This window comes from Bradyrhizobium erythrophlei, assembly GCF_900142985.1.
Classification (GTDB): domain Bacteria; phylum Pseudomonadota; class Alphaproteobacteria; order Rhizobiales; family Xanthobacteraceae; genus Bradyrhizobium; species Bradyrhizobium erythrophlei_B.
Window position 1 is genome coordinate 729,773 of the sequence record NZ_LT670849.1, and the last position, 16,535, is coordinate 746,307.

At 61.9% G+C, this 16,535-nt stretch carries 16 protein-coding genes; 11 read left to right on the plus strand and 5 right to left on the minus strand.

The window, feature by feature from the left end; all coding sequences use genetic code 11:
• Window positions 1–7: 7 nt before the first annotated feature.
• Window positions 8–178 carry a hypothetical protein gene (locus BUA38_RS37450; protein WP_172805970.1) on the plus strand — a complete coding sequence of 57 codons (171 nt, stop codon included), beginning with the start codon at window positions 8–10 and terminating at the stop codon, window positions 176–178.
• A 90-nt stretch (window positions 179–268) separates the two neighbouring features.
• Here the strand turns inward: BUA38_RS37450 and BUA38_RS03235 are convergent, their stop codons facing one another.
• Window positions 269–1,765, minus strand: coding sequence for an aldehyde dehydrogenase family protein (locus BUA38_RS03235; RefSeq protein WP_072816677.1), 1,497 nt, complete (start codon window positions 1,763–1,765; stop codon window positions 269–271).
• A gap of 296 nt (window positions 1,766–2,061) precedes the next feature.
• On the opposite strand from BUA38_RS03235, the gene BUA38_RS03240 reads away from it, so the two are divergent.
• Genes BUA38_RS03240 through BUA38_RS03260 form a run of 5 tightly spaced genes read left to right on the plus strand, consistent with a single transcriptional unit; the run spans window position 2,062 to window position 6,626 of the window.
• On the plus strand, window positions 2,062–2,781 hold the full coding sequence (locus BUA38_RS03240; protein ID WP_072816678.1) for an enoyl-CoA hydratase/isomerase family protein: 720 nt from the start codon (window positions 2,062–2,064) through the stop codon (window positions 2,779–2,781).
• Between the two features lie 13 nt (window positions 2,782–2,794).
• Window positions 2,795–3,769, plus strand: a complete 975-nt coding sequence (locus BUA38_RS03245) for an NAD-dependent epimerase/dehydratase family protein (protein ID WP_072816679.1) — start codon at window positions 2,795–2,797, stop codon at window positions 3,767–3,769.
• A gap of 11 nt (window positions 3,770–3,780) precedes the next feature.
• Window positions 3,781–4,581, plus strand: a complete 801-nt coding sequence (locus BUA38_RS03250; RefSeq protein ID WP_072816680.1) for an N-acyl homoserine lactonase family protein — start codon at window positions 3,781–3,783, stop codon at window positions 4,579–4,581.
• Window positions 4,582–4,599: 18 nt separating this feature from the next.
• A complete protein-coding gene (locus BUA38_RS03255) occupies window positions 4,600–5,532 on the plus strand; it encodes an NAD(P)-dependent oxidoreductase (protein WP_072816681.1) in 933 nt (310 codons plus the stop codon).
• Between the two features lie 44 nt (window positions 5,533–5,576).
• On the plus strand, window positions 5,577–6,626 hold the full coding sequence (locus BUA38_RS03260; protein WP_072816682.1) for an ABC transporter substrate-binding protein: 1,050 nt from the start codon (window positions 5,577–5,579) through the stop codon (window positions 6,624–6,626).
• Window positions 6,627–6,644: 18 nt separating this feature from the next.
• Here BUA38_RS03260 and pdxA read toward each other — a convergent pair whose 3' ends face one another.
• The 3 genes from pdxA to BUA38_RS03275 form a co-directional block, all read right to left on the minus strand.
• Window positions 6,645–7,661, minus strand: a complete 1,017-nt coding sequence (gene pdxA, locus BUA38_RS03265) for a 4-hydroxythreonine-4-phosphate dehydrogenase PdxA (RefSeq protein WP_072816683.1) — start codon at window positions 7,659–7,661, stop codon at window positions 6,645–6,647.
• A gap of 247 nt (window positions 7,662–7,908) precedes the next feature.
• The gene (locus tag BUA38_RS03270) at window positions 7,909–8,994 is read right to left on the minus strand and encodes a four-carbon acid sugar kinase family protein (protein ID WP_072816684.1); all 1,086 of its coding nucleotides are present in this window, start codon (window positions 8,992–8,994) and stop codon (window positions 7,909–7,911) included.
• Between the two features lie 505 nt (window positions 8,995–9,499).
• Window positions 9,500–9,982: a MarR family winged helix-turn-helix transcriptional regulator gene (locus BUA38_RS03275; RefSeq protein WP_072816685.1), complete on the minus strand. Its 483-nt coding sequence runs from the start codon at window positions 9,980–9,982 to the stop codon at window positions 9,500–9,502.
• A gap of 94 nt (window positions 9,983–10,076) precedes the next feature.
• Here BUA38_RS03275 and BUA38_RS03280 point away from each other — a divergent pair, with 94 nt between their 5' ends.
• Genes BUA38_RS03280 through BUA38_RS03290 form a run of 3 tightly spaced genes read left to right on the plus strand, consistent with a single transcriptional unit; the run spans window position 10,077 to window position 12,531 of the window.
• Window positions 10,077–10,457, plus strand: coding sequence for a tautomerase family protein (locus BUA38_RS03280; protein WP_072816686.1), 381 nt, complete (start codon window positions 10,077–10,079; stop codon window positions 10,455–10,457).
• A 12-nt stretch (window positions 10,458–10,469) separates the two neighbouring features.
• Complete coding sequence (locus tag BUA38_RS03285) at window positions 10,470–12,056, plus strand: MFS transporter (RefSeq protein WP_197685904.1); 1,587 nt, start codon at window positions 10,470–10,472, stop codon at window positions 12,054–12,056.
• A gap of 28 nt (window positions 12,057–12,084) precedes the next feature.
• Window positions 12,085–12,531 carry a tautomerase family protein gene (locus tag BUA38_RS03290; protein ID WP_072816688.1) on the plus strand — a complete coding sequence of 149 codons (447 nt, stop codon included), beginning with the start codon at window positions 12,085–12,087 and terminating at the stop codon, window positions 12,529–12,531.
• Between the two features lie 9 nt (window positions 12,532–12,540).
• Here the strand turns inward: BUA38_RS03290 and BUA38_RS03295 are convergent, their stop codons facing one another.
• Window positions 12,541–13,296 (minus strand): TetR/AcrR family transcriptional regulator, encoded by a 756-nt coding sequence (locus BUA38_RS03295; protein ID WP_244553181.1) that lies wholly within the window; start codon window positions 13,294–13,296, stop codon window positions 12,541–12,543.
• Between the two features lie 233 nt (window positions 13,297–13,529).
• Here BUA38_RS03295 and BUA38_RS03300 point away from each other — a divergent pair, with 233 nt between their 5' ends.
• Together BUA38_RS03300 and BUA38_RS03305 are read left to right on the plus strand one after the other, a co-directional pair.
• Window positions 13,530–14,759, plus strand: a complete 1,230-nt coding sequence (locus BUA38_RS03300; protein WP_072816689.1) for an HlyD family secretion protein — start codon at window positions 13,530–13,532, stop codon at window positions 14,757–14,759.
• A 35-nt stretch (window positions 14,760–14,794) separates the two neighbouring features.
• Window positions 14,795–16,420 (plus strand): DHA2 family efflux MFS transporter permease subunit, encoded by a 1,626-nt coding sequence (locus tag BUA38_RS03305; protein WP_072825791.1) that lies wholly within the window; start codon window positions 14,795–14,797, stop codon window positions 16,418–16,420.
• Window positions 16,421–16,535 lie beyond the last annotated feature (115 nt).

Here is a 16,535-nt window from a genome sequence, read left to right on the forward strand (position 1 = left end):
CACGACCATGCCCTTCCCGATCAAGACCGGCCTCTCGATCATCGTGCTGCTTGTCGCGCTGGCAGGCTATTTCTACCAGGACTCGCTCGGCATGCACGGCCCGAAGATCGCGATCCTGTTCCTGGCGCCGTTCATGGTGGTCGCGATGTGGATCTTTCCGGAAGTCACCCGAAAGTAGCCTCCGACCGGCGGACCGAGCGCAAATAAAAAAGGGGCGGCCTGGTAGTCGACCAAGCCGCCACTTTATTTTTGACCGGGCCGGACGGCTTTACGCCGTCTTGACCCAGACAGCCTTCACGTTGAGGTACTCTTCGACATGCTGCTTGCCGGATTCCCGGCCGTAGCCGCTCATCTTGTAACCGCCGAACGGCACCGCCGGGTCCATCGCCTGGTAGCAATTGACCCACACCGAACCCGCGCGCAGCGACTTCGCGACCTGATGCGCCTTGGTGACATTGGTGGTCCAGACGCCGGAGCCGAGACCGAAGGTCGTGGCGTTGGCGCGCTTGATCAGATCGTCGGTGTCCTTGAACGAGATCGCGGAGATCACCGGGCCGAAGATCTCTTCCTGCGCGATCCGCATATTGTCCTGCACATTGGCGAACACCGTCGGCGGCACGAAGTAGCCCTTCGACAGAGCGCCTTCGGTCAGCGGTGCGCCGCCGGCCAGCGCCTTGGCGCCCTCCTTCTGGCCAATCTCGAGATATCCCGAGACCCGATCGAGCTGCTGCTTCGACACCAGAGGTCCGATCTGGGTATTCGGATCGAGCCCGTTGCCGACATTGAGCTTCTTGCCGAACTCGGCGACGCGGCCGACGAATTCGTCATAGACCTTGCTCTCGACGAACAGACGCGTTCCGGCGCTGCAAATCTGGCCGGAATTGGCAAACACCGCCATCGCCGCGCCCGGCACTGCGGCATCAAGGTCAGCGTCGGCGAACACGATGTCCGGCGATTTGCCGCCGAGTTCGAGCGACACACGCTTCAGATTGCCGGCCGAAGCGCGGACGATCGACTGGCCCGTGACGTGCGAACCGGTGAACGCCACCTTGTCGACGCCCGGATGCGAGGCGAGCGCAGCACCCGCCGTCTCGCCATAACCCGGCACGACGTTGACGACGCCTGCGGGAACGCCCGCCTCCATGCAGAGTTCGGCGAGCCGCAGCGAGGTCAGCGGCGCTTCTTCCGCCGGCTTCAGCACCACCGTGCAACCGGTCGCAATCGCAGGCCCGATTTTCCAGACGCTGGCGCCGAGCGGACCGTTCCAGGGAATGATCGCGCCGACGACGCCGACCGGTTCCTTCAGCGTGTAAGAGAACACTTCGCCGGGCAGCGAGTTTTCGATGGTCTCGCCATGGATCGCGGTCGCCTGCCCGGCATAGTAACGGAGCATGCCGAGCACACGCAGTTTGTTGCCGCGGGTGCGGCTGATCGGCGCGCCCATGTCGAGCGTGTCGAGCTGCGACAGTTCCTCGAAATGCTTCTCGACGAGATCGGCGAGTTTCAGAAGCAGGTTCTGGCGCTCAAACGGCTTGACCTTGCTCCACGGTCCCTCGAAGGCGCGGCGGGCGGCCGCGACCGCACGGTTGATGTCCTCGGCATCGCCTTCGGCGACGGTCGCCAGCACTTCGCCGGTTGCAGGATTGAGCGTCTCGAACTTCTTGCCTGACGCCGCGTCGACCCATTGGCCGTCGATCAGCATTTTCTTGTAAGAACCATCGGCGTAAGGATGGCGCGTGATCGGAATTGCCTGTGAAACAGCCATCGTATTTCCTGTCCTTCCCTGATCGACGCCGCATCGTGCGGCAGCGTTATTCTCGTTATGTTTGAGATTTTATAATGACGGCCCGTGACCGTAAAGCGACCGAACCGGTACGCGTGGCGATGACCTGACATGCAGAAGCACCGGGTCGTCCACCGAGTCTCTCCGCGGAGAAGCACATGTTGAACGCCGCAACCTTAGGGCGGCGTGACAATGCTTTGACAGATTGTTAGACAATCCGTTCCATGGGCCCCGGATAAAGCCGGGACGCAAGACCAATAAATAAGGAGGAGCCCGCGATGGCGATCGAGATCAGTGCCCAGGGAAAGGGCGTTTCCGTTGTTACCCTGGCAGGCCAGGACGCCGGCAATTTCCTCTATACCCGGGATCTGCTCGATCTGGCCGAAACGCTGACGAAATGCGCCTCGGACAAGGATTTGCGGGCGCTGGTCATCACCGGGCGAAACAACATGTTTTGCGGCGGCCGGATTGGGGCCAAGGGCCTCACGAAAGCGTCCGAAGTCGCCGAAGACCTCAATGCCATCCTGAAAGTGAACGCCGCGCTCAACGCCCTGAGCGTTCCCGTCATTGCCGCGGTCGAAGGCAAGGCGTTCGGATTTGGTTTCGGCATGACGGCGCAGGTCGATTACGCGGTCGCGGCGGAGAACGCCGTGTTCTCGCTGCCGGAGATGTCGCATGGCCTGCCGCCCCTCATCGTATTCACTTATTTGTTCCGCTTCGTGCCCTACAAGCGCGCGTTCGAACTCGCCGTCACCAGCCGGGAGATTTCCGCAAAAGAAGCCTCCGACGCCGGCATCCTCACCGAGATCGTCGCGGCAGGGGCTACGCTGAAGCGCGCGCTGGAGGTTGCGAACCAGATGGCCGCTTTCGATCCGAAGGCGATGGGGCTGCTCCGCAAGTTCGGGCGCGAGTCCGCCGAGGTGCATTCCAGGCATATGAGCGAACATGCGGTCGCGCTGATGAGCGTGATGCTGGCCGAGCGGAACGCGGCGCACTGAGCGGGCAAAGCCAATGAATGTATTGGTAACGGGCGGAGCGGGATTTCTCGGCGGCTACATCATGGCCGCCTTGCTACGGCAAGGGCATGAGGCCTTTGCCTATGACATCGCACCGCCGTCCGCGGATGCGCTCGCGGTCTCCCCCGATATCGCAGCGCGCTTTCGCTCCGGGCAGATCAATGACATCGCCCGGCTTTTCGCGGTGTGCCGGGCCGAGAAGATCGAGGCGATCATTCACTCGGCCGGAATGGTGGGGCTCGAACCATCCCTGGAACAGCCGGTCGCGACCTACCAGACCAACGTCATGGGTCTCGTCAATATCTGCGAGGTGGCGCGGCAACTCTCGATGCGGCGCGTCGTGTTCGTGTCGAGCAATGCCGCCTATCACAAGGGTTCGGGCGCCACGTTGGTCGAGACCGACCCGGCTTTTTCGATCCGCGACGCCAATCCGGCCGGACACTACGGCACCTCGAAGATGGCGGGTGAAGCGATCGGGCTTGCTTACGCAAACTTCCAGAACGTCGATTTCCTCGCCATCCGTATCACCGCGATCTACGGCTTCGGCATGCGAAGCCCGATGTATATCAAGCCGATGGTCGAGAACTCCGTACTTAGCAAGCCGACGCGCTTTGCGACCGGCGGGAGGATGAAGCGCGACTATACCCATGTGCTCGATTGCAGCGATGGCATCGTGGCCGCCCTTCACGCGCCGCCGTGGAAAGCAGGAGAGCAGCGCGTGATCAATGTCGCCAGCGGCAACGCGCGCACGGCAAGTGAAGTCGCCAAAATCGTCCGCGATACGATCCCGGGGGCCGACATCGAGATCGGCGACGACTTGACGCCGCTGGAAGAGCAGAACGTCAAGATGCGGACCTCGCTTGATATCGCCGCCGCCAAACGCCTCTTGAACTGGTCGCCGGAATGGCCGCTTGAAAAAGGCATTGCCGAATACGCCGAAACCTTCCGGCGTCATCTTTCCCGCTCCTGAACGAGTATCTCATGTCCGTCCTGCCCAATTATGAAGTCTATGCCATCCGCTACGCCACCCGCGCCTCGATGCGGTCCGACAATTTCATCGGCGGCGATCCGCACGATGGCCCAATGCCACTCGATTATTATGTGTGGGCGGCGATCGGCCCCGACCGAAGCTATGTGATCGATACCGGTTTCACCGCTGAAGTCGCCGCCAGGCGCAAGCGCGACTATCTGCGCTGCCCGATAGAATCGCTGAAACTCATCGGTCTCGATCCGGCGAAAGTTGCCGACGTCATCCTCACCCACCTGCACTACGATCACGTCGGCAGCTTCGAAAAGCTTCCAGCCGCGAATTTTCACTTGCAGGAAACCGAGCTGTATTACGCGGTCGGCCGCTACATGAAATACAAGAAGTTGCGGCACTCCTACGAGGTCGACGACGTCGTCGGCATCGTCCGCGCCAACTATGCCGGCCGCGTCAACTTCTACGAAGGTTCGGCGGAGTTGTCGCCGGGCATCACGATCCACTCCGCGCCGGGCCATTCCGCAGGGTTGCAGTTCGTGCGGGTACATACCAAGCGCGGCTGGGTGGTTCTCGCTTCCGACGTCACACACTTCTACGAGAACATGGAGGCCGAAAAGCCTTATGTCACGGCCTTCCATATCGGCCAGATGCTGGAAGGTTTCGACAAGTTGCGCGCGGCGGCGCCCTCGCCTCAGCACATCATTCCCGGCCACGATCCGCTGGTGATGAAGCGATACAAGACGCCGCGCCCGGAGCTTGAGGGCATTGTGGTGCGGCTTGACGATCCGCCAAGCGAGTGACCGTTTAAGGAGTGAACGATGAAGATCGGCTTTGCTGGACTGGGCGCGATGGGCGGACCGATGGCCGGTCACCTGCTGGACGCCGGCCATACGCTTTATGTCCTGACGAGACGTCGCGAGTCGGCGAATGCGGCGATCGCGAAAGGCGCGATCTGGGCTGAAACGCCGAAGAACCTCGCGGCGAACTCAGAGCTCGTATTCACCGTTCTCCCCGGCCCGCCCGAGGTCGAAGCGATCATGGCTGGCGAAGACGGCCTGCGCGCCGGCTTCAAGACCGGAACGGCCTACATCGATTGCTCCACCAATTCGCCGGCGCTGGTGCGCGAACTCTCGACCGATCTCGCCAGGACTGGTGTCTCAATGCTCGATGCTCCCGTCAGCGGCGGGCCGAAAGGGGCCGCTTCCAGAAAACTCGCGATCTGGGTGAGCGGTGAGCAGGCAACCTACGACGCCTGCAAGGCGACCCTCGATCTGCTCGGCGACCAGGTGCGATACCTCGGCGCCAGCGGCAACGCCTCGGTCGCCAAGCTGGTTCACAACTGCGCCAATTACGGCATCCAGATGGTGCTGGCGGAAGCCTTCACGATGGGGGTCAAGGCCGGCGTCGATCCTGTCGCGCTGTTTGGCGCCATTCGTCAGGGCTCGCTCGGCCGGCAGCGCGCGGTCGACCGCATGACCGATCAGTTCCTGCCGCATGAATTCGACAATCCCGCTTTCGCGCTCGAGCTCGCGCACAAGGACGTCACGCTCGCGACCGCGCTCGGCCGCGAAATCGGCGTGCCGATGCGCTTTGCCAACATGACGCTCGCCGAAATGACGGAAGCCCTTAACAAGGGCTGGGGCAAACGCGACTCGCGCGCCGCGATGCTGATCCAGGAAGAACGCGCCGGCCTCGACATCCGCGTACCCCGCAACGTGTTGCAGGACATTTTGAAGAACGAACCGCTTTGAGTTGAAAATCAAAAAAATCGCGCCGAAAGGCGACGGAGGAAACGATGAAGCATGTTTTGGCGATTTCGGCTGTCGGCCTTGCGGTGCTGGCCGCGAACGGCGCGACGGCTGCGGATAATCCGGCGCTGGAAAAAACCAGTCTCACCATCGCCGTCGGCGGCTCGATCAGCCAGATGAACAAGGTCGCCTATTTCGTCGCGCTCAACCGCAAATATTTCGAGCAGGAAGGCCTCACCATCGAATCCAATGCCTTCGCGTCGGGAACGGCGGCCCTGCAAAGCATCGTCGGCGGCAGCGCCGACGTCGCGGAAGGCGCCTACGAGCACACGCTGCGCATGCAGACCAAGGGCGTCAATATGACTTGCCTGGTGCCCTACGGCCGTTATCCCGGCAATGTGCTGGTGGTACGAAAGTCGGCTGCCGACAAGATCAAGACGGTGGCCGATCTCAAGGGCAAGAAGATCGGCATCTCCGCGCCCGGCTCCTCGACGCAAAACTTCGTGGCGGGATTGATGGAACGCGCCGGCGTATCCTGGAAGGATGCAAGCTACATTTCGATCGGCACGGGTCCAAGCGCGGTCGCCGCGATGAAGACCGGCGGCGAACTCGATGCGCTGGTGAACCTCGATCCGGCGATCAATGCGCTCCTCGAAGGCGGCGATGCGGTGGTCCTCACCGACAGCCGAACCGAGCAAGGCACGCTGGAGGCCTTCGGCGGCGGCTACCTTGCCGACTGCCTAATGGTGAAGAACGATTTCCTGAAAGCCAATCCCAACACGGTGCAGGCGATCACCAATGCGGTCGTCCACGCGATGCAGTGGCTGAAGACCGCGTCCATCGACGATATCATGAAGTCGCTGCCACCCGCTTACTACAAGAGCGACGAGGCGCTTTATCGCCTGTCGCTCGAGAAAAACCTGTCCGCCTTCCAGTGGGACGGGCTAGTGACGCAAGAAGCCGCCAAGAACGTGCTGGATTCCATCGCCGTGCTAGATCCCGCACTCAAACAGGCCAAGATCGATTTCAGCCTGACCTACGACAACAGGCTGATCGAGACCGCGTTGAAAAAGTATCACTCACCGATCGCGCAATAGCAGCCCGCCCGTTCGGGCCTAGCCCGCGAGCCGCTCGGCATATTCGATCGCCTCGATCATGCTGCGTTCGTTGGCAATGCCCTTGCCGGCAATGTCGAAGGCGGTGCCGTGATCGACGGAGGTGCGGATGATCGGCAGGCCGAGCGTGATGTTGACGCCGGAAAGCTCCTGCCACTTGCCTGTCTTCGGATCGACCTCGAAGCCGAGCAGCTTGACCGGGATGTGCCCCTGGTCGTGATACATCGCCACCACCGCGTCGTACTGGCCGGCGCGCAGTTTGACGAACACGGTGTCGCCGGGAACCGGACCGATGACATCTAGTCCGTCCGCAATCGCCTTTTCGATCGTGGGTTGGGAGACGTCGATGTCCTGGCGGCCGAACAACCCGCCCTCGCCGCCGTGCGGATTGAGCGCCGCCACCGCGATTTTCGGCCGCGCGATGCCAAGACCCAGCAGCGCCTTGTGCGTGAGGTCGATGACGAGCCGCAGGCGCTGCGGCGTCAACCGCGACGGAACGTCGGCAAGCGCCACATGAGTCGAGACGTGGCTGACGCGCATGTTGCCATGGGCAAGCAGCATCACCGAGCCGCGAACGCCGGTGAGCTCGGCGAGCATCTCGGTATGGCCGGGATAGTGATAACCGGCCTTGTTGAGCGCTTCCTTGTTGAGCGGCGCGGTGACAATGCCCCCTACCCGTCCTGAGAGCGAAAGCCGAACTCCGTGTTCGACGGCCTTGTACGCAAACCGTCCGCCATCCGCGGACAACACGCCTGGTGCAATCTGGTCGCTCTCGGCATCGGCCTGCAAAAAACTCAAATTCGGCCACGCGGCATCGTCAGCTTTGACGGCCGGCACGTCGAGACCGGCAGCGAGCTGACGGCTCGCTTGGTCGAACGCACGCCGGCTGCCGATGATCAGAAGCTTGAGGTCACCGCTGGACAGGCGGTCGCGCAAGCGCACGCAGGACTTGACGATGATCTCCGGGCCAATGCCGGCCGGATCACCCATCGTGATCGCCAGATGTCGTTTGCTCATTATTTTTCTCGTCCCAAGGTCACGGCCTGTCCAGCTGATGTCTTTGGGCTGGATGGCTAGCGAATGTCAAATCCGCTCCACTAGTGGTCCGATTCTAACATTCGCATTCCTTCTCGGCAGGCACTTTGCGAATGTTAGAATCAAAGGACCACTAGCAAATATCAAGTTGTAGTGGAGCTTTGGATTTGACATTCGCTTACGAGCTTTGGACTGGGTGGGTAGCGAATGTCAAATCCGCTCCACTACCTTATAGCAGGCTGTTCTGTCTCAGGAGTTTTGCCCAGACATCGGCGGCGCCGAAAGCCCCGGATTTCGAGATCACCTCGACACCGGACCAAGCCCCGCCCTGCATGACCGATTTGGGGATGCCGGGCTCGAGCCGACCCAACACGCGAAGCGCGCGCACACCGACCGCGATCGTCTGCGCTCGCAGCGTTTCGCCGCCGGCCACGATCAGGCTTCCGGGAGGATCGACCAACCGGCTCAACGCGGCGATTTCGCGCGAAAAACGTTCGGCCACTTCGGTGCGCGAAGCGTTGGTCGGCGCCTTCAGTTCCACGAGGGCAACGCCTTTGGCCAGCGCCTGCCTGATCCGATCGATATCCCCGGCGACGTCGGTGCTTCGTATCACGACAGATTCGCATGCCGCGAGCTGGAGCGAGGTCGTGCGATGGTCCGAGCCGAAGATGCCGAGCACCGGCCCTTTCAGCCGGTCCGGCACCCAGACGCCCTTGCCGCGCGCCAGCGCATTCGCAAGGCCGCCGCTTCCGCACCACAGCACCTTGCCTGGGTATTTTTCTCCGGCCTCGACAACCCGTTCCAGATCGTCGTCAGTTTCGGCGTCGAACACGTTGATCCCGGGCTGAAGCGCTGCAAAAGGATTGGCTCGTCTGGCTTCGAGCTTTCGTTCGGCGAGCTGCTCGACGATCTTCTTGCCGACGGCGCTCCATCTGCCGTCGGCGCCCCGCACAAAGTGTTGACCCTCGACGGTGCGCCGGCCCTGGTGAACGAAAGCCGGCGCGAGGATGCAGGCCTCCCAGGCGCCGGTGCGCATGCAGGCATCGAGCTCGGCGACCCAGGAGCCGCGAAGCACGCTGTCGATCTTCTTGTAGGCGATGGTGGCGTCAGCCAGCCGTGGCGCCAATCCTCGCACAATGGCGAATGCCTGTTCCGTCGGTAGCTCACGCGTAGCGCTATCGATCGCAAAACTCGAGCGGTCCGGCGCCATCGACGAGGGCCAGCACACTTCGAGCGGGTCGAATTGGCCGACGAATTCGGCTGACGTATCGAGCGCGCCTGTCAAATCGTCCGCCAGAAGTCTTAGTGAGCCCATGTGATGCGTATCCCGATCATCGGAAACTTCGCGAAATGCCCCTCGCGAGTACTTTTTTTGATTGCATCGTTTAGTAGAAAAATTAGCCAACAGTCAAAATCTAAACGTCAACTTCATATCGGAAGAACTATGAAATAACTTAAGAATTTCAGATGATCCCCACTATCCGGGGACCCGCCATTCCAATCGCGCGACCCTCGGCCTGGTTGTTCCGCCAAGTGGAACCGGGACACCGTTTCTGCGTCCTGGCAATGGAGTTCCAAAGAGCATTTTCCCTTACGTCCCCCCATTCTCCACCAGCCGATGTTTCGTTTCTGACCGGCGGCGGGAAGATGACCGCTCTGATGAAAGAATATGACTGGGCGAAAAGCCCGGTCCGGGCGCCGAAAAGCTGGTCACCACCGCGATCAAGAACGGTCATCTCGAAGCGGGCATGGCGGTCCTCGCCAAGCCCTTTGCCATGGCCATGCTCAGCAACAAGATCCGTGGAATGCTGGAAGCCTGATCAGGCCTTTGCCTTTTCGAGCGTCTTCTCGAAAGCCGACACGAACCGGTTGGAAACCAGAAATTGCAACGCTTCCCGCAACGAGTCCGATTTGACGCGCCCGAAGCCGGCTTCAAAACCGGCCTGTGCCTTTGCCCATAGCGCATCCGTCTCGGCAAGCTTGGCGCGGCCGTGACGCGTCAAGCAGATCAGGCGGTTACGCCGGTCGTCGGGATCGACGGCAACGACGACCAGGCCATCCCGCTCCAGTGGCTTGAGCGTATGCGCGAGCGCGCCGGCATCCATCACGAGCGCGGCAGCAAGCTGGCCTACCGTCGCCGGCTCCGAGCGGCCGAGCTGCGCCAAAATCGCGCGCTGCGTCGTCTTGAGACCGCTTGGCGCCAGCGCCGTGTCGTAAAGCTGCGAGACGCGGCGCGTCGCCTTGCGCAAGGCCGTGCAATTGCACCGGCTCTCCTTGCCCGCGTTCACTTTCCTGTCGGCCATGAGTTCTCTCCAGTCCGGCCCCTTGACTCCTGATATCAGCATATGCAGATGCTTGGCTTGATGCAAGCATATGCTGACATCAAAGGAGACTACCATGCCCCTCGCCCGCATCGACCTCCGCAAAGGCAAGGACGCCGCCTATCGGCGCGAAATCGGCCGTGTCGTCTATGAAGCGATGATCGGGGCCGGCGTACCGCTCAAGGATCGCTTTCAGGTCATGCACGAGCACGATGCCGACGACTTCCTGTTCGACGCCGAATACCTCGGGATCCACCGGAGCGATGATCTCGTGATCATCCAGATCACCTGGAACGAGGGGCGGACGGTCGAGCAGAAGAAGGCGCTCTACAAGGCGATCGCCGAGGGCCTCCACGCCGCGGTCGGTCTCAGGCTCGAAGATGTCTTCATCAATCTCGTCGAGGTGAAGAAAGAGAACTGGTCGTTCGGCAACGGCGTGGCGCAATACGCGACCTGACGTGGGGATACCATGCACGGCTCCATGCCTCCGGCCGGATTTACCGCCTCGGAAACCGGAACGACAGCGTCGGAAAAACGTCAGGCACTTCTGGTGCTGATCTGCACGTCGGCGCCGTCGTTCATGCTTCAGCTCGACGCCAATATCGTTTCGGTCTCGTTGCCGGCGATCGGGCATTCGTTGAATGCGAGCTTCGCCGGTATTGAGTGGGTGATCACCGCCTACATGCTGAGCTTTGCCTCGTTTCTGATGCCGGCGGGCGCGCTCGCCGACCGCTTTGGACGCAAACGGTTATTGATCATCGGGCTATCGATATTCACCTTTGCATCGCTCCTGTGCGGCGCGGCGCCAGATCTTCCCGTGCTGATCGCGGCACGCGCGCTGCAAGGCGCGGGCGCCGCGATGCAACTCAGCTCGGCGCTGGCGACACTGTCGCACGCCTTCCAGGGCGAAGCGCGCGCCCGGGCGTTCGCGTTCTGGGGTTCGGTCGTCGGCATCGGCATCACGAGCGGTCCCGTGGTCGGCGGCCTGATCACACAAGCTTTTGGCTGGGAGTGGGCCTTCTACGTCAATCTGCCGATCGGCATCGCCCTGATCGCCCTCATCGTGAAAGTGATTCAAACCTCAAGAGATCCCGGCGCTGTGCGGCTGGATCTGCCGGGCGTGGCCAGTTTTTCCGGCGCGCTGTTCCTGACGACGCTCGCCTTGATCGAAGGCAACCATCGCGGCTGGACCGATCGCTGGATTGTCGCAGAGCTCCTCGGGGCGCTCGTCCTGTTTGGCCTCTTCATCATCGCCGAGCGCCAGCAGGCGCGGCCGATGCTTGACCTGTCGTATTTCCGCAAGCCTACCTATCTCGGCGCCAATCTGGCGCAGCTCTCCTTCTCGGCCGGCATGCTGACCATGCTCACCTTCATTCCGATCTTCTTGCAGAACGGGCTCGGGAACCCCTCAGCCGTCGCGGGGCTGATGATGTTGCCGATGGTGATCCCGCTCTTCATCGTCCCGCGCATTGTGTCGGCCCACCTTGCCTATCGTTTGTCCGGGCGCGCGCTGTTGACGATCGGCCTCTTTCTCGTCTGTTTCGGCCTGTTCTGGTTTGCGGCCGTGGTGCGCGAACTCTCTTACGCCTCCATGATCGGCGGCATGCTGCTTACCGGCACCGGCGCCGGCTTCCTCAATGGCGAGACGACCAAGGTCGGGATGACCGTGATTCCGAAAGAACGCTCCGGCATGGCGTCCGGCGTCTCGGGGACCGTGCGGTTCTCAGGGCTCGTGATCGGCATCGCAGCCTTCGGCGCCGTGCTTTACAGTGGGGTCGCGGATTCGGTTCGACGCGCCCTCCCCGATGCAAACACTTCGGATGCCCTGAAGCTGGTGCAGGACATCACCGCGGGCCAGTTGGCCGGCACAACCCTGCCCGGTCATGACGTGGCTGCGGTTCACACCCTCGCCGCGGCGAGCTTCGCCAGCGGATACCAGTGGCTGTTTGTCGCCGGCGGCGTGTTCATGCTGTTGTCGACGCTCCTGACCTGGCGTCTCGTCCGTGCCGCCGAAACGCCGCCCGTCCCTGCAACGCTCAAGGGGCAACCGACATAACGAACAAGATCAAACGACGGAGGAAACGATGCCCACCTATACCGTGACATCTGCGAATGTCTCACTGACGGCAGCCCAGGAGAGCGAGATCGCAGCTGGTATCACCGAGGCTCATCACCAGAATACGGGCGCTCCCGGCTTTTTCGCGCAGGTGCTGTTCGCCGCGCTGCCGGAACGGCGGCACTACATCGGCGGGAAACTCAACGCGACGCCACACATCTACGTTCATGGCCTGATCCGAGCGGGTCGAAAGCCAGCGGCAAAGAGTGGCCTGATCCGCCAGTTCGCATCAAAAGTGCAGGAAATTGCCGGCGTCGGCGCTGAAGACATCTGGGTCTACGTGCAGGACATTCCGCCGGAACAGATGATCGAATTCGGACGCGTCCTGCCCGAGCCCGGAGCCGAAGAACAGTGGCGGAACGGTTTGAGCGAACTGAAGCGCCAGCAACTGGCCGCTGCGGGCGTCGCGATCTGAACGTTTTTCCTAAACGGCGCAGCCGCGCAGGAACACCGCCGCGACGGCTTGCGCTCGCTGCTCCAGCTGTTCGCGCGTGGGAGGCGGCGCATGACCGAACAGCACCGCCCGCTGCGGCTGGAATACCAGCATGCCGAGCAGGATGCCGGCCGAAGTTTCCGCATCCTCGATCTTGACCAAGCCGCGTTCGCTCTGCGCACGCAGCCAATTGGCGAGCGTTTGCTCGGTCCGCCGGATCGCCTTGTGATAGAAGGTCTCCGCGATTTCAGGAAATTTTTCGCTTTCGCCGATGATCATGCGCTGGAGCGAGATCACATCGCCGTCCAGGACCAGTTCGCCGCAAACGATCAGCGCCTCGCGCAACGCCTTCTCGATATTGCTGCCGTCGCACGCCCGAAAACGCACCACCGAAGCGAAGGTATCGATGCGGTCGGTGATCATCCCTTCGAACAGCGCCGCCTTGTTCGGTATCAAGCGATATAGCGTCTTGGTGGAGACGCCGGCGCGGCGCGCCACGCTGTCCATGCTGGTCGCCGCGTAGCCATTGCCGGCAAATTCGTGCCGCGCCGCTTCAAAGATAAGCGCACGCGTGTCCTCGTCGCATCGCGCCTGCGGCCGCCCGCGGCCACGCCGCACTTCGGCACAGTCTTCCTGTTCTGTTTCGGTCTTCGTCGTGGTCATCGCGAGCGCCCACTTTCCGAAGTTCGTTCTCCATTGCAGCACCCACTTCACGAACTTCGGAAAGTCATGGGCACTCGCAAACATATCAATTTTCGTACCGCTTATCGATCTGAAGTCCCTGATCGAACTCGCCGCTTGTGGTGCAGGGACTTCAGATCGGCGGGACGAGCCATGCTTTTAAATGATGACTGTCATTCTATTGACAGTCCTAATATGCGCTGTATTTTGGAAAACGTCAAGTTTCCTAATTGACCTTACCGAGGCGAAAATAGAACTCCGCTTTGACGGCAAGGGGTTAAGCCAAAAAGAGGACCGCCATGACCCGCCATACCACTGATTTCGAAGCCGAACAGGCCGTTCCGGCCGATACTGCACAAAAGCTGGTTCCCTCGCCCGCTCCGGCGACGGAAATCGCACAACCCGCCCCCAAGTCCGCCCGGAACGGCGGATTCCGCAAGCTTTTGCTGACTGGGGCCGCTGTCGCGGTGCTGGCCGGCGCATCCTGGTACGGCTTCGACTACTGGACGGTCGGCCGTTTCCTGGTTTCGACCGATGACGCTTATGTAAAGGCCGACAACACCACCGTCGCGCCGAAGGTATCCGGCTATCTTCATGAAGTGCTGGTTGGCGACAACGAGCGCGTCAAGGCCGGCCAGGTGCTGGCGCGGATCGACGACCGCGACTTCAAGGTTGCGCTCGACCAGGCCAAGGCCGACGTCGCTGCCGCCGAAGCCGCCATCGCCAGCAAGCGCGCGCAGCTCGACGTGCAACAGGCGATCATCGACGCCGCCAAGGCGACGCTGGACGTCGACACGGCGTCGGCGACCTTCACCATGCAGGAGAACAAGCGCTATACCGACCTCGCCGCCACCGGCTATGGCAGCGTGCAGAATGCGCAGAATGCGCAATCGCGCAATGCCGGCGCGCTCGCCGCGATCGAACGTGACAAGGCCAACCTTGCCTCGGCGCTGAAGCAGGTCGAGTTGCTCAAGGCCGAGATCGCGCAAGCGGTTGCCACGGCATCGCGCGCCAATGCGTTGCAGAACCAGGCCGAACTCAATCTCTCCTACACCACGATCATTGCGCCGATCGACGGCGTGGCCGGAAACCGTACGCTCCGCGCCGGCCAGTACGTGCAGGCTGGAACGCAGTTGATGTCGCTGGTGCCAACCAGCGGCGCCTATGTGATAGCGAACTTCAAGGAGACCCAGCTCACCAACGTGCAGGCCGGCCAGGCGGTCGACATCGACGTCGACATGTTCCCCGGTCGGCCGGTGCACGGTCACGTCGACAGTCTCGCGCCGGCCTCCGGCCAGGAGTTCGCGCTACTGCCGCCGGATAACGCGACCGGCAACTTCACCAAGGTGGTGCAACGCATCCCGGTCAAGATCGCATTGGATGCATCGAGCGTTGAACTTCGCCCGGGCATGTCGGTGATCCCGACCATCCAGACGCAGAAGCAGCAGCCGGCAACCGCGAGCGCGCCGCAGCCGGCCTCACATTCTACCTCACACTCCAGCGTCGCGCTGCTCGCGTCGCAGAAGTGAGCGATGAAGCCAAAAAAGAGACCAAAGGTGATGCCATGTCAGACCTTGCCCTCTCGACCTCATCCGCAACCCCTCGTCGCGTCACGCCAGCTAACGTGACGCCGGCAGCGCCGGAGCGCGCCAGCGCCACGGTCTGGATAGCCGTGATGGCCGCCATGATCGGCGCGTTCATGGCGATCCTGAATATCCAGATCACCAACGCGTCGCTGCTCAACATCGAAGGCGGCATCGGCACCGGCGTCGATAACGGTTCGTGGATCTCGACATCCTACCTGATCGGCGAGATCGTGGTGATCCCGCTGACCGACTACCTCAGCCGCGTGTTCTCCTACCGCAACATCATTCTGCCGTTTGCGGCATTGTTCGCCGCGTTCTCCGTCGCCTGTGCCTTCACCCATGACTTGCCCTCGATGATCGCGATGCGCGGCTTTCAGGGCTTTTTCGGCGGCGTGCTGATTCCGATGGCGTTCACGCTGGTCTTCACCAAGCTGCCGAAGGCGCAGCAGCCGATTGGCTTGGCGATGTTCTCGCTTGCGGTGACTTTTGCGCCCGCGATCGGCCCGACCATCGGCGGCTATCTCACCGAGAATTACGGCTGGCAGACCATCTTCTTCGTCAATGTGATCCCCACCATCGTGATGGTCACGACGCTCTATTTCACGATCGAACGGCAACCGATGCAGCTCGGCCTTCTGTCCGAAGGCGACTGGTTCGGCATTGCCACCATGGCGATCGGTCTGGCCTCGTTGCAGGCCGTGCTGGAAGAAGGCAACAAGGACGACTGGTTCGGCTCGCCCTTCATCGTCAAGCTCGCCGTTATTGCCGTCGTCAGCCTTTCGCTGTTCATCGCCAACGAGCTTCTGGTCGAAAAGCCGCTCTTACGTTTGCGGCTTCTGACCCAGCGCAGCTTTGGCCTCGGCACCGTTTCCGCCGTGTTCCTCGGCTTCGCTTTGTTCGGCTCGGTCTACCTGCTGCCGGCCTATCTCGGCCAGGTGCAGCACTACAACGCCGAGCAGATCGGAACGGTGCTGGCCTGGACCGGCCTGCCGCAGCTCCTGCTCATTCCACTCGTGCCGAAGCTGATGCAGCGCTTCGACGTTCGCCTGATCGCCTTTACCGGCATGGGGTTGTTTGCGCTCTCTGCCTTCATGAACACGACGATGTCGCTCGATTATTCCGGCGATCAACTGTTCATTCCGAATGTCATTCGCGCCGTCGGCCAGGCACTGACGCTGGCGCCGTTAAGCGCGATCTCGCTCGGCAGCGTGGCGCCGCAGGACGCGGCCGCAGCCTCTGGCATCTCCAACATGATGCGTAACCTCGGCGGCGCCGTCGGCACGGCGCTACTGTCCACCATCGTCACCAAGCGCGAACAGTTTCATTCCAACATCATCGGCCAGGCCGTCCATCTCGGCCGCGAGGAAGTCCGCGCCCGGATCGAACAGATGACCAACTTCTTCCTGGCGCATGGCGTCAGCGATCCGGCAACCGCGCATCAGCAGGCGATCATCGCGCTCGGCAACCTCGTCAAGCAGCAGGCGCTGGTGATGGGTTTCAGCGATGCCTTCGCCGTGGTCGGCGCGGTGCTGGTGATTGCCGGAATCGCCATTGTGCTCACGGGCAAGCCGAAGGGCGGCGCTGCCGCCGGAGGTGGACACTAAGCGGTCCGGTGGCGACAGGACGCACCAGAGCGCGCGTTGGGACGAGGTTGACGCGGCCGATCTGGTTGGCCACGTCCGCTCTCAAGGCCAGAGCCGATATACCGTTCGGCTCGAA